The following is a 22,799-nucleotide window of genomic DNA, read 5'->3' on the forward strand; positions in this document are numbered from 1 at the left end:
TATGCTTTTTGATTATTAGGAGGAATAATATGTACATACCATACGGAACACAGTCAATTTCAGAAGAAGATATTCAGGCAGTGGTTAATGTACTGCGTTCTGATTATCTTACAACAGGACCATCAGTTGGAGAATTTGAGAAAAAAGTAGCAGACTATATAGGAGCAAAACATGCAGTTGCAATATCTAATGGAACGGCAGCGCTTCATGCTGCTTGCTTTGCGGCTGGTGTTGGTAAGGGAGATGAAGTAATAACAACTCCTATTACATTTGCAGCATCATCAAATTGTGCATTTTATTGTGGAGCAACACCAGTTTTTGCAGATATAGAAGCTGATACCTATAACATATCTCCAGAAGATATAGAACGTAAGATTACAGCTAATACAAAGGCTATAATTCCTGTTCATTACACAGGTCAGCCATGTGATATGGATAAGATTATGGATATAGCTAAGAGACACAATCTTATAGTTATTCAGGATGCGGCTCATGCACTTGGTGCAGATTATAAGGGGAAGAAGATAGGAAGTTTTGGAGATATGACCACATTTAGTTTCCATCCGGTTAAACATATAACCACAGGTGAGGGTGGAATGATAATGACTAATGATGATGAATTATATAAAAAACTTATGCTATTTAGATCACATGGAATTACGAGAGATCCTGAATTATTGCTTAATAATGAGGGTGGTTGGTACTATGAACAACAGGAACTTGGCTATAATTATAGGATTACGGATATGCAATGTGCACTTGGCATATCACAGATGAACAGATTGGATGAATTTGTTAAGAGAAGACGTGAACTTGTAGCGAGATATAATAAGGCATTTGAAAATGTCAAAAATGTAACAATACCATTTACAAAAGAGGGATGTAACAGCAGTTGGCATCTATATGTTGTTCAGGTTAATAACAGAAAAGAAGTATATGATAAGTTACATGAAGCAGGGATTGGTGTTAATGTGCATTATATTCCTGTATATAAGCATCCTTATTATCAGCAGAACGGATATGATAAGGTATGCTGTCCTAATGCAGAGGAATTGTATAAGCATATATTGAGTCTGCCATTGTATCCGAAACTTACAGATGAACAGCAGGATTATGTAATTGAAAAAGTAATTGAATTTGCAAAATAAAATAGTAGGGGGAGTATTAATGAATAAAGAAATTAAGATTGAAAATCATGTAATATCAGAAAACAGTCCAACGTATATAGTTGCAGAAATGTCTGCTAATCATAATATGGACTTTAATCGAGCTAAAGAGATAATAAAGGCAGCTAAAGAATCTGGTGCAGATGCAATTAAAATACAGACATATACTCCGGATACTATTACGATAGATAGTGATATGCCTGCATTTAGAACAAAGGGAATATGGGAAGGACGTACACTATATGAATTATATGGAAAAGCTTATACTCCATGGGAATGGCAGCGAGATTTGAGAGACTATGCAAGAGAACTTGAAATAGATTTTTTTTCATCACCATTTGATCTTACAGCAGTAGATTTTCTTGAAGATTTAGAAGTTCCGGCATATAAGATTGCATCATTTGAGATAAATGATATTCCATTTATTAGAAAAATAGCACAAAAGGGAAAGCCAATTATAATGTCAACGGGAATAGCTCATCTTGAAGATATAGATTTAGCAGTTAGAACATGTAAAAAAGAGAAAAATGAAAATGTTATTCTTTTAAAGTGTATTTCAGCATATCCAGCACCTTATGAGAATATGAACCTTAAAGTTATTCCTAATATGGCAGAGACTTTTGATTGTATATGTGGATTATCTGATCACTCAATGGGAAGTGAAATAGCGGTATGTGCTGTTGGACTTGGAGCGAAAGTTATAGAGAAACACTTTACGATTAGGCGTGCAGATGGTGGTGAAGATTCAAAATTTTCAATGGAACCACATGAATTTGAAAAAATGGTGAATGAGATCCGTAATGTCGAAAAAGCCTTAGGAAAAGTCACATATGAATTAAATGAAGCACAGATGGAGAGTAGGATATTTTCAAGATCACTATTCGTAGTAGAAGATGTTAAAGCTGGTGAAATATTTACATCAGAGAATGTAAGATCTATACGTCCCGGAATAGGAATGCATACTAAGTATTGGGATGATGTACTTGGAAAGAAAGCAAGGTGTGATGTAAAAAAAGGAACACCAATGGATTGGAAATATATAGAATAAAGGGGAATAAGAATGACAGATTTGGAACAGGAGTTATGCAAAATATATGGAAAAAAGTATTCTGTATTTACAGGGAGTGGAACAACTGCAATATATTTGGCATTAAAGGCTTTAGGTACAGAACATAAAAAAATTATATTTCCAGCAATATCATGTACAAACCCTGTGAACGCAGCAATAGCAGCTGGTTGCGAAATCGATTTTTGCGATGTAAATTTATCTAATTATACAATGGATTTAGAGTATTTAAGTACAATGTTAGAAAAAGAAAAATATGAGGTTGTTGTGCCAACACATATATATGGGCATTTTTGTAATATGAGTGATTTAAAAACTATATGTGAACGACATAATATTAAGATACTAGAAGATGCAGCACAGACATCATATTTATCTGGTGGAGATATATCAATTACTAGTTTTGGACATACGAAGATATATGAAACGCAATGTGGTGGCGGAGCAGCATTTACAGATAATATAGAGTTATACTTAAAAATGAAAGAGATAGTAGGTCTATTGCCATTAAAACCATATGATATTAATGATAGATTTAATAAATATCGTGAAGAATATTATAAAATAGTACATAGCAAAGACAGTACAGATAAAAAGAATATAAAAATGCGGGAATTACAAATAAGCAATGCATTTTCATTTATATATCATATGGATGAAAATTCAGAATTATTGCAAAGACTATATTATAAAGATGAAATTAATAAAATGCGACAAACGAAACAGCTGATATATTGTAGTAATTTGAATAAAAAATATATAAGCATACCTAATGTTCAGTTTGACAAAGAAGTTGTATGGCGTTTTTCTTTTTTGTATTTAAAGGATAGAGATAAATTATTAGAGAATGTTAGAGAACTTAATATAGATATTAGTAATTGGTATCCTTCATTAGCAATGATTTATAAAAATCAAAAGATGAAAAATGCAGATATAGTTAGTGATAAGATAGTAAATTTATGGGTATCGGAAGAACATAACGTAGAACAAATAATTGAAGAAATTAAAAAAATCAATAGATGTATGGAGGAAGAATAGTTATGGTAGATAGCAAAGAAGCATGGACTAATTTACATAAGGAATCGAGATACAGACCGAAATATCCATCAGAACCAGTTGTACAATTTGTATTTAGAAATTTTAGACGTGATGGTAAAGAAAAAGTATTGGATTTGGGATGTGGAGCAGGAAGGCATATTTTCTTCATGGGAAGCGAAAAGATACAGCCATATGGCTTAGACTTTTCAAGTGAAGGAGTTAATTATACAAAAAAAATGTTAGATAATTTAGATATGCAGGAATATGTAGATAATATTAAGGTAGGTTCCATGACGGAGATACCATTTAAAGACAATATGTTTGATGGAATTGTAAGTTATGGTTCATTGTATTATTTGAGTATGACTGACATAAAAAAGACAATAAGTGAGATGAAACGTGTGTTACGTCCCGGTGGAAAAATATTTTGTGTTACAAGAAGTATTGAAGATTATAGATGCAGCAAAGGAAATTGTATAGAAACAAAAGAAAAAAATACATATTATGTGGATGTTGACAATACAAAGTTATGTGCAAATAGTGAAAATGGAATGCTGATGCATTTTTTGGATAAGCAGGAAATAGAAGAATTATTTTCAGATTTTAAATGTTTGGAGATAAATAAAATGGTAGAAACACATAGTAATGGAGAAATTGCTGATAGTAGCTATATTGTTACATGTGAAAGAGGGTGAGATGATGAGTAGTGAATTTATAATGAAGAGAGCACAAAACTATTTTTGGGAAAGAACATTAGTTGAAGTTGTAAAACGTCCAGTAAGATTTTTAGTTAATACACCTATAACTCCCAACATGGTTACTGTGACAAATATGATTCTTAATACAGGAATATGTTGCTATTTGGCAATTAATAACAAATATGTGCTTACTGCATTATTCATTCAGATTTATATGCTATGTGATGTATTAGATGGAAATTTGGCAAGAAATAAAAAAATGTGTTCATCATTGGGAAAAAGATTAGATCAAATATCAGATTTTTTATTTTTTACAGTTTTTTTCTTAGTACTTGGATGGAATATGGACATACCATTTTGGTGGGCAATTTGTGCTGTTTTAATGCAAAATATATATGGATTAATAGCAACATTTTATATCGCTCCATTTATAAGAAAGAGTGAGAATTTTAAGAGAACAAAATTAAAACAGTATTTTTACGATAGGGGTATTTTGTTTGGAATGGATGTTACATTACAATGTCTTGTTAGCAGTATATTTTTGCTTACACCCTACAGAAATTATTTATTTTTGGCATACATGGGACTTTGGTTGATTGATTTGATATATAGATTATATGAAATTAAACAACAGTAAGGAGGATTATTATTATATGCAAAAAATGGGAAATGTGGCAATAATCACAGCACGAGGTGGGAGTAAGAGAATTCCTAAAAAAAATATTAGAAATTTTTGTGGAATTCCAATTATTGCATATTCTATAAGAGCTGCTATTGCCAGTAAAATATTTGATGAAGTTATGGTATCAACCGACAGTGAAGAAATCGCAGAAATTGCAAAAAAATATGGAGCTAGTGTTCCGTTTATGCGAAGCAAAAAAAATGCTGATGATTATGCAACTACAGAAGATGTGATTTTGGAAGTATTAGAAGAATATAAAAAAATAGGAAAAACATATGAATATGTATGCTGTATATACCCGACAGCACCGTTCATAAACGAACATATAATAATAGAAGCCATGAAGAAAATGAAAGAATTTAATCCAAAAGTTGTTATACCACTAGTGCAGTTTTCTTATCCACCACAACGTTGTTTGATTATTGATGAGGATGGCTTTGCTAAGTTTAAAAATCCAGAATATGTAACTACACGTTCACAGGATTTAGAAAAACAATATCATGATGCGGGACAGTTTTATGTATATAATGTAGCTGATTTGATTAAAAGTAAAGGAATAATAGAAACTGGCTTTATGCCTATAATATTGTCAGATATACAAGTACAGGATATTGATACAGAGGAAGATTGGAAAATTGCAGAATTAAAATATCAAATATTAAATAAGTAGGAGATGATAATTATTATTACTTATATTAGAACAGATGCAAATGAAACGATTGCAACTGGTCATGTTATGAGATGTATAACTATATCAAAGATATTAAAAAGTAAAGGTATGCAGGTATGCTTTGTTGTATCGGATGAGAATTCAACTAAAATGATTAGACAAAACGGTTATGACTTAATTGTATTAAATACTGATTGGAAAGTATTGAATGAAAAATATGAGTATGATTTTTTTAAGAGAATTAAAGCAGAAGGTATATTGATAATAGATACATATTCTGCAACGGATAAGTATGTAGATGAAATGAGTAGAATTTTTAAAGTAGCAGTATTTGATGACTTGTTTAAAGAATACTATTCTGCACAGATAATAATAAATTATAATCTATATTATCCAATATTTGATTATTATAACAGATATAAAGATGTAGATGTAAAATTGCTGTTAGGAGATAAATATGTTCCGCTTAGAAGTGAATTTATGCAAATAGAACAGAATAATAGGGATAGTAGTAGAATAGAAAAAATTATGATGATTTGTGGAGGCGGTGATATATTAAATAGCATGTATAAGATACTAACATATATAAGACAGGAAAAAATACAACTATTTATGTCGGTTAAATGGAAAATAATTGTTGGTGCGTATAATTCTAATATAGAATGTTTGAAGCAATTAGCAGAAGGAAATGATAATGTTGAATTAGAGATAAATGCTAATAATATAGCAGAGATAATGAGTGAGAGCAATTTATGTATATCAGCAGCTAGTACAGTATTATATGAATGCAGTGCTATGCAATTACCAACTATTTTTTATTGTACATCGGATGATCAAATATATGATGTAAAATCATTTGGAAATGGTAGGGGTATGTTTTATGCAGGTGATTTTAGAAATGATGAAATTAAGACTATAAATAGAATTGTTGAATATTTAAGTAAACTCACAAATAATTCTATTGATTATTTAAATATGTTAGTTGAAGCTAAAAATAGTGTAAATAAAAATGGAGCTGAAAATATAGTTACTGAAATTATTAAGTTAGTATGATGATTAAAGGAGTATTTGCAACGGTTAAATATGTTTAAATGAAATTTTTAATAAATGGGAGGTTTTATAATGTTAACAATACATCAACCAAATTATTGGGCATATCCAGGTTTGATAGGAAAAATAATGAGAAGTGATAAGTTTTTGTATTTGACAAAAGTTCAGTTCGATAAGAGTTCATGGCAAAATAGAAATAGAATAAGAGTAAAAGAGGGATGGAAGTATATTTCTGTTCCTGTGGAGAATAAGGGGAAAGATGGACAGTTGATAGCTGATGTTAAAATTAGTAATATGACAAATTGGAGAAATCAACATCTTAATGCAATAAAATTTGCATATCAAAAGGCACCGTATTATGACGAATACTTTCCATTTTTAAAAGAACTTTATTCAAAAAAATGGAGTGAACTTCAAGAATTAGATATTTTTATTACTAATTTTGTATTAAAAGAATTAGAAAGCAAAACAGAGATATTATATGATAGAGATTTTAATTTTGAAGGTGAAAAGAATGAATTATTAATTGACATATGTCATAAGTTAGGTGAAAAGGAATATATGTCTAATAAGGGAAGCGAGAATTATGTTGATATAGAAAAGTTCAACGAAAGCGGAATTCAACATATATATATAAATTATGATGGTGCTGAATATTCGCAAGTGTATGAGGGTTTTGAACCAGGATTATCAGTATTGGACATGTTATTGAATTGTGGACCAGAAAAAACAAAGCAAATTATTATGAATGATAACAATTATACATTTAGCGAGTGGAATAAAAAAATAGGCGAATAATATGGATGCCTATTATATATTGTTATGACATATAGGGGGGAAAATAATGAAAAAAACAGCGATTATACTAGCAGCAGGCAAATCAAACCGTTTTGCACCATTTACATATGAGAAACCAAAGGGATTATTTGTAGTAAAAGGTGAAAGATTAATAGAACGCCAGATAGAGCAACTTAGAACAGCGGGAATAGCTGACATATATGTTGTTGTGGGCTTTATGAAGGAGAGATATTTTTATCTTGAAGATAAATATGGTGTTCACCTGATAACTAATAATAAATATGAGAGTAAAGGAAACTTGTATTCGTTATATGTTGCAAGAAAATATCTTGCTAACACATTTATATGCTGTGCGGATCATTATTTTGTTCATAATCCATTTGTTATGGATTATAAGGAATCATATAGAGCGTGTGTGTGGAAAAATGGAGATTTTAATGAGTTCGCAATAAAAAAGAGTAACAGCGATGTTATAACAGAATTTTCTGTTGGTGGAAGAGATTCCTGGGCTATGGTAGGACATGCGTATTTTTCAGAATCTTTTTCAAGAGTTTTTTGTGAACTCATGGAGAATGAGATTAATGATTTTAGAGTTGCTAATATGTTTTGGGAAGAATTCTACGGAAAACATATTAGGGAACTCACAATGTATGCAGTAACATTTGAAGAAAAAGATATTGTAGAGTTTGAGTCTATTGAAGATTTGAGACGATTTGATTCAGAATTTCTTAACAATATTGATTCATCGATTGTCGAGAATATATGTAAGTGTCTTGGTGGAAAAGCTAATGACATTGGTGAGATAGAAGTCATTGAAAAGGGACTTACAAATGTGTCTTTTAAATTTATGATGCATAACAGATTATATGTATACAGACATCCGGGAAGCACATCAGATAGTTTGGTCGATAGGAAGACGGAGTGCTATGCACAGAATAAAGCTAAGGAGATAGGAATAGATAAATCTGTTATTTACATAGATAAATCAGGATGGAAGATATCGGATTATGTAGATAATAATGTTCAGCTTGATTTAAAAAAATCAGGAAAATTAAGAGATAAAGCAATCGAGTATATAAGAAGACTTCATGATGCTAATGTAAGTGGAGATATTAAGTATTTTGATACTTTTTTGGAAGCGGAAAAATTAATGAGGATTGCTATGCATTATAAGGGAAATCTTTTGACAGAGTTTGCAGAACTTAGAAGAAAGGTTGTTGAGATTAACAATTATGTGAATAATGATGGAATTGGAAAAAAAGTATTATGCCACAATGATACATATGAACCTAATTATCTTATTACAAATGGTGATGAGATGTACTTGATTGATTGGGAATATGCAGGGATTAATGATGAAGCAGCGGATATAGCTTGTATCTGCTGTAGAGATGATTATTCAGTGGATGAGATTAGAGAGATTGTTAGGATATATCTTGGAAGAGAACCTGATTTTAGAGAATTTTGTCATTATCTTGGATATGTTGTCGTGACGGGATATTATTGGTTCTGTTGGGGGCTTTATAAGGGAGCAGTTAATGATGATGACGGATTTTTTTTCTTGACGGCTTATAGGAATTGTAAAAAATATATTCCAGTAATGCTTGAATATATGGAACAGCTTGTTAGAGGAGATGATTTGAATAATGATTAGTGCTTTGATACTTGCAGGTGGTAACGGAACGAGAGTAGGAGAGAGTATACCTAAACAGTTTGTTGAGATTCTTGGAAAACCGATATTGGCATATACAGTTGAAATATATCAAAATAATAGAGAAATTGACAGTATAGAAATTGTGTGCCATGGTGATTGGATTGATTATGTAAAAGATATGGTTAAGCAATATGGATTAAGCAAGGTTAAGTGGATTGTTAAAGGTGGAGATACTTTTCAACAATCTGTTATTAATGGTGTTAATAATCTTAATAATAAATTATCAGATGAAGATATTGTGATGATTCATTATGGAGCTTCACCTTTTACAGAACAGATAATAATTGAAGATGCGATTAGAGTATGCAAAGAGAAAGGAATGTCTGCTTCGTGTATACCTTGTTATCAGCTTATAGGCAGTAATGATGATAATAATACAAGTCTTAATTGGATTGACAGAGATAAGTGTATACAGGTTACATGTCCACAAAGTTTTAGATATGGCTATCTTAAAGATATCTATAGGAGAGCAGAGGAGAAGAATCTTCTTGATACAATAGAACCACATACGACAAGTCTTATGTATGCACTTGGAGATACTGTATATCAGTCTTATGGTAATCAAGGCAATATTAAGATTACTACTAAGGATGATTTGAGGTTGTTTGAAAGATTCGTGAGATAAGTGAAGTATAATATTGTTAATTGAGAAGGGATAGGTCATATATGAATGAAGACAGATCTAAGGAATGGATTAAAGCTGTTTTGCAATTAATTGTAGAAGTGATAAATGGAGTAGGAGATAATGAAAGAGTAGTATGTGATCTTGTAGGTAATTTAACTAGAAGATATTTAGAGAATTTATTGGAAAAGATAAGTTTACAACAAAAGAAAGCGACTAGATAAATCAAAACAATTTATTACTCCCCCCCTCCAACCACTTCGCTCGATAGCTCTCCTCTATCGACTGACTATTCAATAGTTTTTGTCAGCTCACCAAGCATAAAACATCTTATATTTATCCACAAGTAGAACAAATATAATTGATAAAAAACAATTGTATAAACTATTTCAAAGCATTATAATTACACTAATTACAATTTTTCGATTTTACAATTGGTTTGCATATAAGAAGGGATGAGTGTAGATGTTTAATAATCATGATATTTCAAAAAATCAATACATGCTTGATGGCAGTTTTGCATATCAGGGATATGACTGGTGGTGGCATTCTTTTACAGCAAGACGTGAGTCTGATGGTGAAGAAGTTCCATTTTTTATTGAATTTTTCCTGTGTAATCCTGCACATGGTGGTAATAAAGCAATTCTTGGACAGAGTGAGAAAGCGAGAGAAAGACATCTTAAGCCTTCATATCTAATGGTTAAAGTTGGCTGCTGGGGTAAGAATAAAGTTCAGCTTAATAGGTTTATTCCATGGAGTGAAGTTAGTATTAAGAGAAAAGGGTCTTTTGAGATTAGTGCACTTGACTGTTATGTGAGTGAGAAGAGATTGTTTGGAAGTGTACATGTAAGTGAGGATGAAGCAGCAGATAGTGCATATATGTCTGATGCTGGAAGTATGATATTTGACTTGACTCTTGATAAGAAGATTGCTTTTAATGCAGGTTATGGTACAAGTGAGCCATTTCGAAGAATGAAGGCTTTTGAGATGTATTGGCATGCTGAAGGTATGAAGACGTATGTAGCCGGTGATATATGGCTTAACGGTGAGAAGTATAAAGTTATTCCGGAATTTTCTTATGGATATGCAGATAAGAATTGGGGCAGGAATTTTACAACACCTTGGATATGGCTGTCATCTAACTGTCTTAGAAGCAGAATAACAGGTAAAGAACTTAAGAATAGCGTATTTGATATTGGTGGTGGAAGACCAAAAGTATTTTTTACGTCACTGGGAAGGAAGCTTCTTAGTGCTTTTTATTATGAAGGAAAAGAGTACGAATTTAATTTTTCTAAAGTCCTTGATGCTGTTAATACACGTTTTAAGAGTTATGAGGATGATGAGTATGTCTATTGGAAGGTATGGCAGGAGAGTAGAACTGCATTGGTAAAAGTATCTGCGAGATGTCGTAAAGAGGATATGCTTTTTATTAATTACGAAGCTCCTGATGGAACGAAATGGCATAATCATCTGTACAATGGCGGAAATGGTGAAGCAAGAATACGCCTATATGAGAAGAAGAAAGGTACATTGTATCTTGTTGATGATATTGATGCAACTCATGTTGGGTGTGAATATGGTGAGATGGACAGATGATGAAAGATTATGCTGATTATATGACTGGTATAACACAAGATATGCCGGATGAGATTATTAAGATTGCTGAACTTATTGAACTTAGTGTATTTGAACCTGTTTTTAAGGAGAATATGTCTACCGGCAATAGAGAATGTCATGTAGTATATCTTATGAATGATGCAGTGGAGAGCTATATTGTTCTTGAAGATGCTATTATGACGGGAGAGTATCTTAGAGGCGATAATGTTAAGGATGTGAATAAGTCTGGCAGTAGTGATTATGTCAAAGATATTAATTGTGACAGTGAAGAAGAGATAGAATATATAGAGACTGCGGGCATACAGCGTATTGATGGTGGATATATGCTTATTGTTAATCAGGAGAATAATGGTTTTGTTAATACCTTTACTATAAAATTTTCTAAGATATATCTAAAAGCAGAGTATTATAATTATGGAGATATAGGACATTTTTGGATAAAAGATTATGAGTATATGCGCCAGCTTGAATATGAACTTGCTACACTGCGAGATAAGAGACGTTTTATGGGAGATAGTGTCTGTAATGAAAAAGAGAAAGTGTTGTCACTTCTTGCAGATTATCCACCGATTAAGGCTTATCCGTCTGTTCCAGATAAGTATTATGTTCCATATCCGGATTCCGTAGATAAAGATGCGACAGAATATCTTCTTGCACTTTGCACACATGCAGCAGACAAGAAACTGTATAATGTGGTTAAAGCCTATGGCGAGTCTGAGAGTATGAGGCTTATGAAGAAGATTACGAAGATGCTTGTTAGTAAAAAACATAGTAAGGTTGTGTTCTTGCTTATTAATGAACTTCGTGATGCGACTAAGTGTTATAACAGACGTAAGTTTGCAGAGAATGAAGTTGATATTAACAGGATTCATAATGAGACACTTAAGGTTGCACTTGAGTACAGAGAGAAAGGAAGAGAAGTTCTAATATATAGAGAAGAACCTTTTATATATGAGAAGGATTCAGTTACATATAAGGAGCAACTATTGGTATTTGACAGAGGTTTTCTAAGAAATAGATGTAGTGTTATTACTATCAGTTGATAGAAAATAAAAGTGAAAACTGTGTGAACTTTTGCAAAATGCTTTATTTTTTCAAATATCTGTGGTAGACTTAGTTGGTGCTTTTTGCACTGGAAGCTAACTTATGACGGTTTATGAATTATGAGTGCATTTAATTGTATGCATAAGTGATTTGCTGCTGTCTGTTATTTTTAGAAAAAAGGGAATGGAGAATTATAATGTTTAAAAAGAGATTAATGAGTTTTGCACTTGTAATGGTAATGGGATTATCATTAGTTGCATGTAATTCAAAAGATAAGAACACAACTGATGCTACAGATACAACAACTGTTGCAGCTGGAGAGGAGACAACAACAGCTCCTTTTAATAAGATTGATACTTCTAATCTTGTATGGAGTGATTATGTAACTCTTGGTGAATACAAAGGCATTGAAGTTCAGGTTAAGAGTGTCGAAGTTACTGAGGATGATATTCAGGCTAAGGTTGATTCTCTTTTATCATATTATGCAACTTCAACTGATGTAACTGACAGAGCTGTTCAGGATGGCGATGTTGTTAATATTGATTATACAGGATATATTGATGGAGTTGCTTTTGACGGTGGATCAGCTACAGGTGCTTCACTTACAATTGGTTCAGGTCAGTTTATTGATGGTTTTGAGACAGGTCTTATTGGTGCTAATATTGGTGATGAAGTTAAGCTTAATTTAACTTTCCCTAATCCATATCTTAATAATCCTGATTATGCTGGTAAGGCAGTTCAGTTTGATGTAAAAGTTAATTCTATTCAGGTTAAAGAGACTCCAGAATTAACTGATGAATTTATTGCTAATAATACATCTTATAAAACTGTTGATGAGTATAAGGCTTCTGTAAAAGAGAGTCTTGAAGCTTCAAAAGCTGAAGATGTTAAGAGTGATAAGTTAAATAATGTATGGAATACTATTATTGATAACTGTACAGTTATATCATATCCTGAAGAACTTGTAGCCCAGTATCAGACTGAGATGAATGATTATTATGAGCAGATTGCAACTAATTATTATGGAAAGACTCTTGAAGAATATATAACAGGTAATGGTTCAACTATGGATGACTTTAACAAGAAGACTCTTGAATATGGACAGACTTCTGCTATATCTGAGATGATTGCAAGAGGTATTGCTGAGAAGGAATCAATTACAGTTTCTGATGATGAAGTTAAGGAATATGCACAGTCTCTTATTGATGATGGCACAGTTACAGGATTTGATGATGTAGATGCTGTAATCGAATATTATAGCCAGAATTATTTAAGATTAAGCTTAACATTCCAGAAAGTTCTTGAATATGTAGAAGAACAGGCTGTTGAAAAAACTGCAACAGTTACAGAATAAAGAGTTATAGATTATATTTTATAAGATTAATATAATGGATTAGTATATAGTGATTTTTTAAATATAACATAGTAACCCTGATGGTGACAGATATGAAAGATTTTATAGAATCTCTTATATGGAGAATTTTAAAGATTTATTTATCATATCTGTTACCACTAGGGTTACTATTATTTTATGTATCTTTTATTTTGGTTTTTAATTATAGAACATATATATCATACGATATCTTATTATATGGCTTTTAATTAAAAGTAAGTTATTATACTTAAGCAAAATTCTGATATTGTATGTTATTTATATTTTGACAATCTAATTTACGTTGTCTGGATTGTGTTCATCAATTGCATTATTTATGTTATTCTCTATCTTGTTTAACAATGTTATTAGTGTAGTTATCTCAGTTTCTGACAGATTGTTGATAAATATCTCATCGGTCATGTTGAATATCTCTATAACTTTGTCAGCGAGAGAGTTACCTTTTTCGGTAAGGCTTATAAGCCATGAACGTCTGCACTGTGGGTTAGTGCTTCGTTTTAGAAGTCCCGACTGTTCTAGTTTATCAAGAGCTCTGGACATAGTTGTTACATCAAGTATACATATATCAGCAAGTTCTTTTTGAGTTACAGGTCTGTTAAGTGTTCTTAGCGTTTTAAGAATTCGTGGAAATCCTTGTCCGACTGTAAGCCCAAGTTCAATAAAATAAGGGCGTATGAACTTACGTCTTAGAAGCTCGATATTTAAAAAACGCATTCCAATGCTTAAATTAGTATTATCTTTTGCAGTATTAATATCATTTTGTACAGCTATATCAATAGAACTTTCAATGTTATTATTCGTATTGGTTTTCTGATTATTAGTGTTCATAACAATTCCTCCATGAGTATATTCAAATCTATTTAATCACTAATGTCAATGTTGTTGATTACTTAGGAATTCTACTATTTATATATCAGGGCTAATAGTGGAAAATGGAATCTGCAACTTGCATTATTTATTCCAGTTCGAATTGTCCTGTATAAAGTCTGTAATAGCGTCCTTTTTGTGCAAGAAGTTCTTCGTGCTCTCCTCGTTCTATTACTTCGCCTTTTTCTAGTACCATTATAGCATTAGAACCACGAACTGTTGAGAGTCTGTGTGCAATTACAAATACAGTTCTGCCTTGCATTATAGCATCCATGCCTTTTTCAATAAGTCGTTCGGTTCTTGTATCTATTGAACTTGTAGCTTCATCAAGGATTAGAACAGGTGGTTTGGCAACTGCCGCTCTTGCTATAGCGAGAAGTTGTCGTTGTCCCTGAGAGAGATTATTTCCATCTGCATATAACATTGTATCATATCCATTTGGAAGACGCTCTATGAAGGAGTCTGCTCCTGCGATTATAGCAGCTTCATGTATCTCTTCATCTGTGGCAGAAGGATTGCCATATCGTATATTCTCTGTTATTGTTCCGGTGAATAGATGTGTATCTTGAATTACCATTGCAAGGGAACGTCTTAAATCATCTTTTTTAATGTCTTTAATGTCTATGCCGTCATAGGTAATGCTTCCTGACTGTATCTCATAGAAACGGTTTATAAGGTTGACGATTGTTGTCTTACCTGCACCTGTTGAGCCTACAAAAGCGATTTTTTGTCCTGGTTTGGCATAGAGTGAGATGTGATTAAGGATAGTCTTGTGAGGAACGTATCCGAATACAACATCGTTAAAACGAACATCACCTTTTAGTTCTACATATCTGTATGAGCTTGTTGATGGAGAAGACTTTGATGATTCTGCAATTTTCCATGCGAATATACCTGTTCTTTTGTCACATTCTATTATCTCACCATTAGAGTTTTTTACTATGTTACAAAGTGTCACATTACCGTTGTCAATTTCAACTTCTTCATCCATAAGTTCAAATATTCGCTCTGCACCAGATAATGCTGAGAGAAGAAAATTAACCTGATTAGTAAATTGGTTAAGTGGCATTGCACTTTGTCTTACATATACAAGATAGGCAGACAGGCTTCCAAGGTCGAGTAATCCGTTAATAGCCAGAAATCCACCAACACATGCAGATACAGCATAGTTAAAATATGAAAGACTTACGACTGTTGGAACCATCATTCCAGAGAATGTGAGTGCATTAGTTGATTCTATACGAAGTCTTTCATTCATCTCACAGAATTTTTTAAAGTTATAGGATTCATGATTGAAGACTTTTTCAACTTTCTGTCCAGCCATCATCTCTTGTATGAAACCGTTTAATTGTCCAAGTTCTTTTTGCTGTTTTGAAAAATATTTTTTGCTGTGTTTACCATTGAATTTTATAAGAAATCCCATAATTATGAGAAATATAACTACTATCATTGACAGTCTTAGGCTTAGCACCATCATCATAATTATTGTTCCGAGCAATGTTATAAAACTTTGTATAATCATAGCAAAGCTGTTGTTCATAGCTTCTTGAAGTGTGTCTACATCATTAGTAAAACGACTCATGAGTTCTCCATGTGTATGCGAATCGAAGTATTTTAGAGGGAGTTTCTGTACATGGGCAAACAAGTCATTTCGTATGTCTTCAATTACTTTTTGTGATGTCTTAATCATAAGACGATTGTAAAAAAGTGTTGAGAGAGCACCACACAGATACATTATTCCCATCTTTATTACAGCGTTTGTGAGTCCTTGAAGATCACCCGGAAGAATGAAGTGATTAATTACAGGTTTTAATAGGTATGTTCCTGCAAGGCTTGCACTTGCACTTATTAGTACAAGTATGGCAACGATGACAAATGACCATTTGTGCATGCCAAGGTATGATAGTAGGTGTTTAAATGTTTTTTTAGTATCTTTAGGTCTTTTATATCCAACATATTTTGCCATTATAGATCAGCTCCTTCCTTCTGTGATTCATATATTTCCTGATATATGCGATTATTTTTCATAAGTTCTTCATGAGTACCTATTCCGTTAATGTAACCTTTGTCAATAATTATAATCTGATCGGCATGACGTACTGATGATATTCTTTGCGCTATTATGATCTTAGTCATATCCGGAAGTTCGGTTGCAAGTCCTTCTCTAATCTTAGCTTCTGTGGCGGTATCAACGGCACTTGTTGAATCGTCAAGTATCAGGACTTTTGGCTTCTTTAATATGGCTCTTGCGATACATATACGCTGTTTTTGCCCACCGGACACATTCACACCTTCCTGCCCCATCTCGGTATCATAACCACTAGCAAGTCGGTCTGCGAATTCGTCTACACATGCTATATGGCAGGCTTTTTTAATCTCCTCCATTGTAGCATTTTCATCGCCCCATTTTAGATTATCTGTCATTGAGCCTGAGAAAAGAGTATTTTTTTGAAGTACAACTGCTATTGAATCACGAAGATGACGTACAGAGTAGTCTTTAATATCTCTGCCATCGATTAATATATTGCCCTTGGTTGCGTCATATAATCTTGGGATAAGTTGTACAAGTGTGGTCTTTGCAGCACCGGTTTGACCGATGATACCGATTGTCTGTCCGGGTTCAATATGGAATGATACGTCTGAGAAAACGTATTCTTTAGCATTTTTGTTATATTTGAACCATACATGATTGAATTCAATCTCGCCTTTTTCTACAGTTAAGAGAGAATTACTATTATCTCTTATATCAATCTCTTCATCAAGAATCTCTATGATTCGTGCTGCAGATGATAATGAACGTGTCATCTGCAGGAAGACACCTGACATCATCATAAGTGAGTTTAAGATAAGAAGTACATAACTTAGAAAACTTGTAAGCTGCCCTATCATAAGCTCTCCGTTTTTAACAAGCCTGCCGCCTATAAGTAAAAGTGAAAGTATAGTTCCATACATGACAAATTGCATTGAAGGCATATTTAAAACAGCTGTTTTGAATGCTTTTTCTGACTCATTTTTTAAGTTTGAGTTAACATCTTTGAATTTGTCTATCTCATAATCGCCACGGACATAGGATTTGACTACACGAATAGCGGTAAGATTTTCTTGAACAGTTCTATTTACAAGATCTATGGCATATTGCATCTTAGAGTACAGAGGTCGTATTGTAATTATGATTGCAATAAGCATAATTGCAAGTATTGGAAGAGCAACTAAGAATACAATTGCAAGTGTGCTATTAATCTGAAAAGCAAACGTGGTTGCGACTATCAGCATGATGGGGCTTCTTCCAAATGGACGCATTCCGGTTGATACAGCATTCTGAATGTTAGTTACATCACTAGTAAGTCTGGTGACAAGTGATGACACTCTGAAATGGTCTATATTGGAAAAAGAAAATGTTTGTAATTTTTCATATTCTGCCTTACGTATATTAGCACCAAGCCCTTGACCGGCAAGTGCTGAAAATCTTGAACTTAAACCTCCAAGTATAAGTGCAATTATAGCACAGATTCCCATCTGTATACCTTTTTGATATATGTAAGAAGTATTAGCATTAGCAACGCCGACATCTATGAGATCTGCCATTATTCTTGGCACAAGAAGTTCAAGAGTTGCTTCAACTGCGATACATATAAGTGCAAGGTAAGCGTATTTTTTATATTCTTTCATATAAGAGAATATTCGTCTTAACAATTAGATACACGTCCTTTCCTATAATTATTATTGTAACATCATATTAAATTGGATATTGATTGCATATACAATAGTTGCATATACAACTATTGTATTTATATTCTAGTACGAAATTCACGATTGTCAAGATTAAAAAGTATACATTTAAAAATCTCTGAAAAACATACATTTGCTACGTCCGGATTAATATGTATCAAAAGAAAACAATGTGGTAATCGTCGGCACTTAGTGCGTTGGAAGGCAACGCCTTACAACAAACTTAGTACCGTTACGATGTACACTTAGCGAGAGCGTGTTTTTGTTGATACATATTAATTCGGACGTAGTTCATAGACTTCCTTGTGAGATTTTTAAATGGATTACTGGCTTATGGTATACGATTATGCTGAATATTATTGTCATGGCAGCCTTGCTTTGTAAAAAAAATTTTTACAAAAATGATTGAGATTTATAAAAAATGATATATACTATAAATAGAGGTGATATATATGGAATTAAATGAAGTATTTGAATATAGAAAATTGTTTGGTGAGAAATTGAAATTGTATTTAAAGAAAGACGGATATACAAAAATATCATTTGCTAAAAAAGCAGACATTTCACGTCCGACACTTGATAGAATTTTAAAAGGTGAATTAGATAGTAAAAGTACATTTGATAAGCATGTGCAAAAAATATTCGAGGTCTTGAGAGTAAACGTGGATGAAGTAATGAACTGGAATCAAAAAGATGAAGATACAAATGTGATAGATGCAGTATATTCTATGAATGAACCAAAAGATTATATAATGTCAGATGAAGGAAAAAAGGAATTGCAATTACTAAAGGATATTTTGGACATTTGTGCGATTTATTATTAGAATTCTAAGATAATATAATGATTGAGTATAGGAGAAAGGTATTATGAGCGAAAAGATAACAGCAGATAATCTTGATGAAGTGGTTAAAAAGAATGCAGCGATAAGGGCGGAAACGGAAAATTTGGTGTTACAAATAAAAACAAAGTGTAATAAATTATCTGTTCAATCAACTGCTTTATTAGCAATACAGATGTTGAGAGAAAATGGATTGATAATGATGCCGGTCGATAATCCTTATTTTGGAGGTGCAATATATGTAAAAGATGGAAAAAAAATTCCTTTTATTAACACAGCACAACCGAGAGCAAATCAGTATTTTACTGCATGGCATGAAATATATCATCTTATATTCGATAAAATATCATTTGATCATGTTATAAATGTTGATGCATATATGGAGGAGCGAAAAGCTGAAAATTTTGCGTCTCAGATGTTACTTGGAAATCTGCTCCCTTATTATCTTGAACTTCCTAAAGAGATGGAATTCATATCTAAGGTTTGTTGTTGCATGGATGTATTTCAGGCACCATATAAAGCTATTATGATTAGCCTTTATGAAACAGCAGTTCAAAGTTCAAATGAAATATTAAAATCAAATATAAAAGCTAATTTTGATAATAGCTTGAAAAACATTTCAATACTGTTTGAAAAAAATGGATTAGACTCAAACCTGGTATTACCATCTAATGTAATAAATTTAGGAATGATAGAGATGAAAGTAAGAGAAGCGATATGCGAAGAAGATGAAATAAAATATCATAGAGATAATTTGAGATCACTTGAAAAAATAAAAGAAGAAATATATAAAATCAGTAATAAAAAATCTATACATCTATAGAAGTCAAGCACTTGTAATATATAAGAATAACAATAATAACATTCAGAATAATCGTATACCCAAAGCCAGTAATCCATTTAAAAATCTCTGAAAAACATACATTTGCTACGTCCGGATTAATATGTATCAAAAGAAAACAATGTGGTAATCGTCGGCACTTAGTGCGTTGGAAGGCAACGCCTTACAACAAACTTAGTACCGTTACGATGGACACTTAGCGGGAGCGTGTTTTTGTTGATACATATTAATCCGGACGTAGTTCATAGACTTCCTTGTGAGATTTTTAAATGTATACTTTTCATGTATATATTTCCAAAAATAAATGCTTGATTTCTTGAACAAATGTTTGTATAATGAAAGTATGTTCGAGATAGATAATGGTTATACAACTATGGATAAATTGAAGATATTAGCTGATGCAGCGAAATATGATGTTGCCTGCACCTCAAGTGGAGTGGATCGCAAGGGTAAGAAAGGAGCTCTTGGTAACAGTGCAGCATGTGGTATATGTCATAGTTTTGCTGCAGATGGAAGATGCATATCACTACTTAAAGTTCTTATGACTAATCACTGTGTATTCGACTGTAAGTACTGTGTGAACAGACGCTCTAATGATGTGGAGAGAGTAGCATTTGAACCTGATGAGCTGTGCAGACTGGTTATAGAATTTTACAAACGTAATTACATAGAAGGGCTTTTCTTAAGTTCAGGTGTGCTTAAGAGTCCTGAATATACTATGGAGAAGATGTGCGAAGTTCTCAATCTTCTTCGCAATAAATATATGTTTAATGGATATATTCATGTTAAGACGATTCCGGGAGCACCGGATGAACTTCTCTCTGCAGCAGGTTATCTTGCAGATAGAATAAGTATTAATCTGGAACTTCCAACCAGAGAGAGTCTTGAGAAGCTTGCACCGAATAAGAAGTTTGAGAATATACTTGAACCTATGGGCAAAGTTACGGATACAATAGCAGCACACAGGCTTGCAATAGGTAAGAATGCCAAGATGGAGAGAGGTAAGATTAATAGCTATCTTGAGAGAGGAATATTCTCGGATAGTCAATATATTAGTGAGAATACTAGTAGCTATCGTAGTAATACTAGTGAATATAGCAGTAATACTAGTGAATATAGCAGTAATACTAGTGGTTATTGTAGTAATACTAGTGAATATAACAGTAATGCTGATAATGGTATTATAGATATAGGCAGTGATAATATAGATATAGGCAGATCATCATCTGCAAGTAAGATTCTTCTTCCACAGGAGATAGGTAAGACTAACTTAAAACGTGCATTTGCACCGGCAGGACAGAGTACACAGATGATTATTGGAGCTACACCAGAGACAGATCTTACACTTGTTAAGACTACAGAACAACTATATAAGACTTATGATCTTAAGAGAGTATTTTATTCTGCATATATACCTGTTAATGAAGATTCAGTTCTTCCAGATAAGATGACAGAAGTTCCACTACTAAGAGAACACAGACTATATCAGGCAGATTGGCTTATGCGATTCTATGGATTTAGGGCAGATGAACTTTTGACTAAGGAACGTCCTAATTTTAATGAACAGGTAGATCCAAAGTGTGATTGGGCACTTAGACACCTTGATATATATCCGGTAGAAGTACAGAGAGCTTCTTATGATGATTTATTAAGAGTTCCAGGGATAGGACCTAAGTCTGCGATGCGAATAGTGAATACAAGACGTTATGCAAGACTTGATTTTGATACACTTAAGAAGATTGGAGTAGTGTTAAAGAGAGCACATTATTTTATCACTTGTAATGGTAAGATGATGTATAACACGCCTATTGAAGAGAATTATATAACAAGACAATTAGTTGATGATAATAGAAAAGATAATTGGAAGACGAAGCACCAGAATGATTCATATAGTCAGATGTCATTATTTGATGATTTTAATATGAATTAAATGATAATTATAATATGCGTTAAATAATAATTATAATATGCGTTAAATGATAATTATGATGATATGCGTTAAATAATAATTATAATATACGTTAAATGATAGGCTTAATATGAGTTAAATGAAAGGATGGCGAATATTTTATGTACATATATACTGCAAGAAATAATATTGAAGACATGCTATGCTGCATATACACAGCATGGGAAAGAGCACTTACCTGTGGACATAATAATATCTGTCTTATGAAAGAACCTGTCGTACAGAATACACTTTTTGACGAATATATACATGTTGATTATAGTGAAGAGCAGTATGAAAAAGTAGTGAGAAGCATAAAACGTAAGATATCTGATAATGCCTTTTTTCATATATATTATGCACTTTTATCTTATGAAGAAGATTCTCTTGATGCAGTATATAGATTTCTTATAAGAGCTTTTAAAATAGGTGCAGATATCATGTATCAGTATAATATTCCGGAAGTTGCAAGAATTCTTGAACTTAGAAGGAATGTTGGTAATGAAGCACATTATTTTAGAGAGTTTGCAAGATTTAATTCAATAGATAATAGATTATATATATGCCATCTTGAGCCTAAGAACAATATTACAGAGATTGTTGCTAATCATTTTGCAGACAGGATGCCATCTGAGAACTGGATGATTATAGATGATAATAGGAAGACAGCAGTTGTTCATGCCGCAGATTGTGAGAATTATATAAGAATACTTAGTGATGATGAGATGGAAAAGCTTAAGAAGACAGAACTTGTTAATGATGAGTATACAGATATGTGGAGAGCATTTTTTGATGCGATTGCAATAAAAGAGAGAACGAATTACAGCTGTCAGCGTAATATGATGCCGCTTTGGATGAGAAAACATGCTACAGAATTTATGTAAGAACAAGTTTGATAGTTGTATAATGCCAGATGATAATAGTATTGATTGTAATAGTGCTATTATCATCTGGTAATAATTGATAAACAGCCGCCGCACACTCGTGACTTTAGTCGTGTGAGGCTTCACAAATATA

The 22,799-nt window shown here is 32.5% G+C and carries 21 protein-coding genes; 18 read left to right on the forward strand and 3 right to left on the reverse strand.

Going from position 1 to position 22,799, the window contains the following annotated elements; genetic code table 11:
* The first annotated feature begins 29 nt into the window (after nucleotides 1-29).
* From pseC to tig, 14 genes are all read left to right on the forward strand, one after another.
* On the forward strand, nucleotides 30-1,148 hold the full coding sequence (gene pseC, locus KQI85_RS02995; protein ID WP_216574617.1) for a UDP-4-amino-4,6-dideoxy-N-acetyl-beta-L-altrosamine transaminase: 1,119 nt from the start codon (nucleotides 30-32) through the stop codon (nucleotides 1,146-1,148).
* Between the two features lie 19 nt (nucleotides 1,149-1,167).
* Nucleotides 1,168-2,214, forward strand: coding sequence for a pseudaminic acid synthase (gene pseI, locus KQI85_RS03000; protein ID WP_216574618.1), 1,047 nt, complete (start codon nucleotides 1,168-1,170; stop codon nucleotides 2,212-2,214).
* Nucleotides 2,215-2,226: 12 nt separating this feature from the next.
* Nucleotides 2,227-3,270 (forward strand): DegT/DnrJ/EryC1/StrS family aminotransferase, encoded by a 1,044-nt coding sequence (locus tag KQI85_RS03005; RefSeq protein WP_216574619.1) that lies wholly within the window; start codon nucleotides 2,227-2,229, stop codon nucleotides 3,268-3,270.
* A gap of 2 nt (nucleotides 3,271-3,272) precedes the next feature.
* On the forward strand, nucleotides 3,273-3,965 hold the full coding sequence (locus tag KQI85_RS03010; protein ID WP_216574620.1) for a class I SAM-dependent methyltransferase: 693 nt from the start codon (nucleotides 3,273-3,275) through the stop codon (nucleotides 3,963-3,965).
* A gap of 1 nt (nucleotide 3,966) precedes the next feature.
* Nucleotides 3,967-4,605 (forward strand): CDP-alcohol phosphatidyltransferase family protein, encoded by a 639-nt coding sequence (locus KQI85_RS03015; RefSeq protein WP_216574621.1) that lies wholly within the window; start codon nucleotides 3,967-3,969, stop codon nucleotides 4,603-4,605.
* A gap of 16 nt (nucleotides 4,606-4,621) precedes the next feature.
* Nucleotides 4,622-5,320 carry a pseudaminic acid cytidylyltransferase gene (gene pseF / locus KQI85_RS03020; protein WP_216574622.1) on the forward strand — a complete coding sequence of 233 codons (699 nt, stop codon included), beginning with the start codon at nucleotides 4,622-4,624 and terminating at the stop codon, nucleotides 5,318-5,320.
* A 3-nt stretch (nucleotides 5,321-5,323) separates the two neighbouring features.
* A complete protein-coding gene (gene pseG / locus KQI85_RS03025; protein ID WP_216574623.1) occupies nucleotides 5,324-6,373 on the forward strand; it encodes a UDP-2,4-diacetamido-2,4,6-trideoxy-beta-L-altropyranose hydrolase in 1,050 nt (349 codons plus the stop codon).
* 69 nt (nucleotides 6,374-6,442) lie between these two features.
* Nucleotides 6,443-7,168, forward strand: coding sequence for a WbqC family protein (locus KQI85_RS03030; RefSeq protein ID WP_216574624.1), 726 nt, complete (start codon nucleotides 6,443-6,445; stop codon nucleotides 7,166-7,168).
* A 46-nt stretch (nucleotides 7,169-7,214) separates the two neighbouring features.
* Nucleotides 7,215-8,822, forward strand: a complete 1,608-nt coding sequence (locus KQI85_RS03035; protein ID WP_253293719.1) for an NTP transferase domain-containing protein — start codon at nucleotides 7,215-7,217, stop codon at nucleotides 8,820-8,822.
* On the forward strand, nucleotides 8,815-9,507 hold the full coding sequence (locus KQI85_RS03040) for an IspD/TarI family cytidylyltransferase (protein WP_216574625.1): 693 nt from the start codon (nucleotides 8,815-8,817) through the stop codon (nucleotides 9,505-9,507). Before KQI85_RS03035 ends, KQI85_RS03040 begins: the two co-directional genes overlap by 8 nt.
* Before the next feature lie 41 nt (nucleotides 9,508-9,548).
* The gene (locus tag KQI85_RS03045; protein ID WP_216574626.1) at nucleotides 9,549-9,728 is read left to right on the forward strand and encodes a hypothetical protein; all 180 of its coding nucleotides are present in this window, start codon (nucleotides 9,549-9,551) and stop codon (nucleotides 9,726-9,728) included.
* Nucleotides 9,729-9,969: 241 nt separating this feature from the next.
* Nucleotides 9,970-11,100 carry a tocopherol cyclase family protein gene (locus KQI85_RS03050; protein WP_216574627.1) on the forward strand — a complete coding sequence of 377 codons (1,131 nt, stop codon included), beginning with the start codon at nucleotides 9,970-9,972 and terminating at the stop codon, nucleotides 11,098-11,100.
* Nucleotides 11,097-12,164: a DUF3878 family protein gene (locus KQI85_RS03055; RefSeq protein ID WP_216574628.1), complete on the forward strand. Its 1,068-nt coding sequence runs from the start codon at nucleotides 11,097-11,099 to the stop codon at nucleotides 12,162-12,164. Before KQI85_RS03050 ends, KQI85_RS03055 begins: the two co-directional genes overlap by 4 nt.
* Before the next feature lie 197 nt (nucleotides 12,165-12,361).
* Nucleotides 12,362-13,519 (forward strand): trigger factor, encoded by a 1,158-nt coding sequence (tig, locus tag KQI85_RS03060; protein WP_216574629.1) that lies wholly within the window; start codon nucleotides 12,362-12,364, stop codon nucleotides 13,517-13,519.
* A gap of 312 nt (nucleotides 13,520-13,831) precedes the next feature.
* On the opposite strand, the gene KQI85_RS03065 is transcribed toward tig, so the two are convergent.
* The 3 genes from KQI85_RS03065 to KQI85_RS03075 all read right to left on the reverse strand — a co-directional run bounded on the left by KQI85_RS03065 (nucleotide 13,832) and on the right by KQI85_RS03075 (nucleotide 18,094).
* Entirely contained in the window at nucleotides 13,832-14,386 is a 555-nt protein-coding gene (locus KQI85_RS03065; protein WP_253293720.1) for a MarR family winged helix-turn-helix transcriptional regulator, read from the reverse strand.
* A 127-nt stretch (nucleotides 14,387-14,513) separates the two neighbouring features.
* Nucleotides 14,514-16,391: an ABC transporter ATP-binding protein gene (locus tag KQI85_RS03070; RefSeq protein ID WP_216574630.1), complete on the reverse strand. Its 1,878-nt coding sequence runs from the start codon at nucleotides 16,389-16,391 to the stop codon at nucleotides 14,514-14,516.
* Nucleotides 16,391-18,094: an ABC transporter ATP-binding protein gene (locus KQI85_RS03075; RefSeq protein WP_216574729.1), complete on the reverse strand. Its 1,704-nt coding sequence runs from the start codon at nucleotides 18,092-18,094 to the stop codon at nucleotides 16,391-16,393. Before KQI85_RS03075 ends, KQI85_RS03070 begins: the two co-directional genes overlap by 1 nt.
* A gap of 512 nt (nucleotides 18,095-18,606) precedes the next feature.
* Here KQI85_RS03075 and KQI85_RS03080 point away from each other — a divergent pair.
* From KQI85_RS03080 to KQI85_RS03095, 4 genes are all read left to right on the forward strand, one after another.
* Nucleotides 18,607-18,978 (forward strand): helix-turn-helix domain-containing protein, encoded by a 372-nt coding sequence (locus KQI85_RS03080; RefSeq protein ID WP_216574631.1) that lies wholly within the window; start codon nucleotides 18,607-18,609, stop codon nucleotides 18,976-18,978.
* A 43-nt stretch (nucleotides 18,979-19,021) separates the two neighbouring features.
* Nucleotides 19,022-19,816 carry an ImmA/IrrE family metallo-endopeptidase gene (locus KQI85_RS03085; protein ID WP_216574632.1) on the forward strand — a complete coding sequence of 265 codons (795 nt, stop codon included), beginning with the start codon at nucleotides 19,022-19,024 and terminating at the stop codon, nucleotides 19,814-19,816.
* Nucleotides 19,817-20,207: 391 nt separating this feature from the next.
* Nucleotides 20,208-21,764, forward strand: coding sequence for a putative DNA modification/repair radical SAM protein (locus KQI85_RS03090; protein ID WP_253293721.1), 1,557 nt, complete (start codon nucleotides 20,208-20,210; stop codon nucleotides 21,762-21,764).
* A 140-nt stretch (nucleotides 21,765-21,904) separates the two neighbouring features.
* Complete coding sequence (locus tag KQI85_RS03095) at nucleotides 21,905-22,666, forward strand: TIGR03915 family putative DNA repair protein (RefSeq protein ID WP_216574634.1); 762 nt, start codon at nucleotides 21,905-21,907, stop codon at nucleotides 22,664-22,666.
* Nucleotides 22,667-22,799 lie beyond the last annotated feature (133 nt).

This window comes from Falcatimonas sp. MSJ-15, assembly GCF_018918265.1.
In the GTDB taxonomy this organism is placed as follows: Bacteria; Bacillota; Clostridia; order Lachnospirales; family Lachnospiraceae; genus Falcatimonas.

Coding starts and splice junctions, on each gene's coding strand:
- pseC (WP_216574617.1), top strand. CDS start 30: ATGTACATACCATACGGAACACAGTCAATTTCAGAAGAAGATATTCAG.
- pseI (WP_216574618.1), top strand. CDS start 1,168: ATGAATAAAGAAATTAAGATTGAAAATCATGTAATATCAGAAAACAGT.
- KQI85_RS03005 (WP_216574619.1), top strand. CDS start 2,227: ATGACAGATTTGGAACAGGAGTTATGCAAAATATATGGAAAAAAGTAT.
- KQI85_RS03010 (WP_216574620.1), top strand. CDS start 3,273: ATGGTAGATAGCAAAGAAGCATGGACTAATTTACATAAGGAATCGAGA.
- KQI85_RS03015 (WP_216574621.1), top strand. CDS start 3,967: ATGATGAGTAGTGAATTTATAATGAAGAGAGCACAAAACTATTTTTGG.
- pseF (WP_216574622.1), top strand. CDS start 4,622: ATGCAAAAAATGGGAAATGTGGCAATAATCACAGCACGAGGTGGGAGT.
- pseG (WP_216574623.1), top strand. CDS start 5,324: ATGATAATTATTATTACTTATATTAGAACAGATGCAAATGAAACGATT.
- KQI85_RS03030 (WP_216574624.1), top strand. CDS start 6,443: ATGTTAACAATACATCAACCAAATTATTGGGCATATCCAGGTTTGATA.
- KQI85_RS03035 (WP_253293719.1), top strand. CDS start 7,215: ATGAAAAAAACAGCGATTATACTAGCAGCAGGCAAATCAAACCGTTTT.
- KQI85_RS03040 (WP_216574625.1), top strand. CDS start 8,815: ATGATTAGTGCTTTGATACTTGCAGGTGGTAACGGAACGAGAGTAGGA.
- KQI85_RS03045 (WP_216574626.1), top strand. CDS start 9,549: ATGAATGAAGACAGATCTAAGGAATGGATTAAAGCTGTTTTGCAATTA.
- KQI85_RS03050 (WP_216574627.1), top strand. CDS start 9,970: ATGTTTAATAATCATGATATTTCAAAAAATCAATACATGCTTGATGGC.
- KQI85_RS03055 (WP_216574628.1), top strand. CDS start 11,097: ATGATGAAAGATTATGCTGATTATATGACTGGTATAACACAAGATATG.
- tig (WP_216574629.1), top strand. CDS start 12,362: ATGTTTAAAAAGAGATTAATGAGTTTTGCACTTGTAATGGTAATGGGA.
- KQI85_RS03065 (WP_253293720.1), bottom strand. CDS start 14,386: ATGAACACTAATAATCAGAAAACCAATACGAATAATAACATTGAAAGT.
- KQI85_RS03070 (WP_216574630.1), bottom strand. CDS start 16,391: ATGGCAAAATATGTTGGATATAAAAGACCTAAAGATACTAAAAAAACA.
- KQI85_RS03075 (WP_216574729.1), bottom strand. CDS start 18,094: ATGAAAGAATATAAAAAATACGCTTACCTTGCACTTATATGTATCGCA.
- KQI85_RS03080 (WP_216574631.1), top strand. CDS start 18,607: ATGGAATTAAATGAAGTATTTGAATATAGAAAATTGTTTGGTGAGAAA.
- KQI85_RS03085 (WP_216574632.1), top strand. CDS start 19,022: ATGAGCGAAAAGATAACAGCAGATAATCTTGATGAAGTGGTTAAAAAG.
- KQI85_RS03090 (WP_253293721.1), top strand. CDS start 20,208: ATGGATAAATTGAAGATATTAGCTGATGCAGCGAAATATGATGTTGCC.
- KQI85_RS03095 (WP_216574634.1), top strand. CDS start 21,905: ATGTACATATATACTGCAAGAAATAATATTGAAGACATGCTATGCTGC.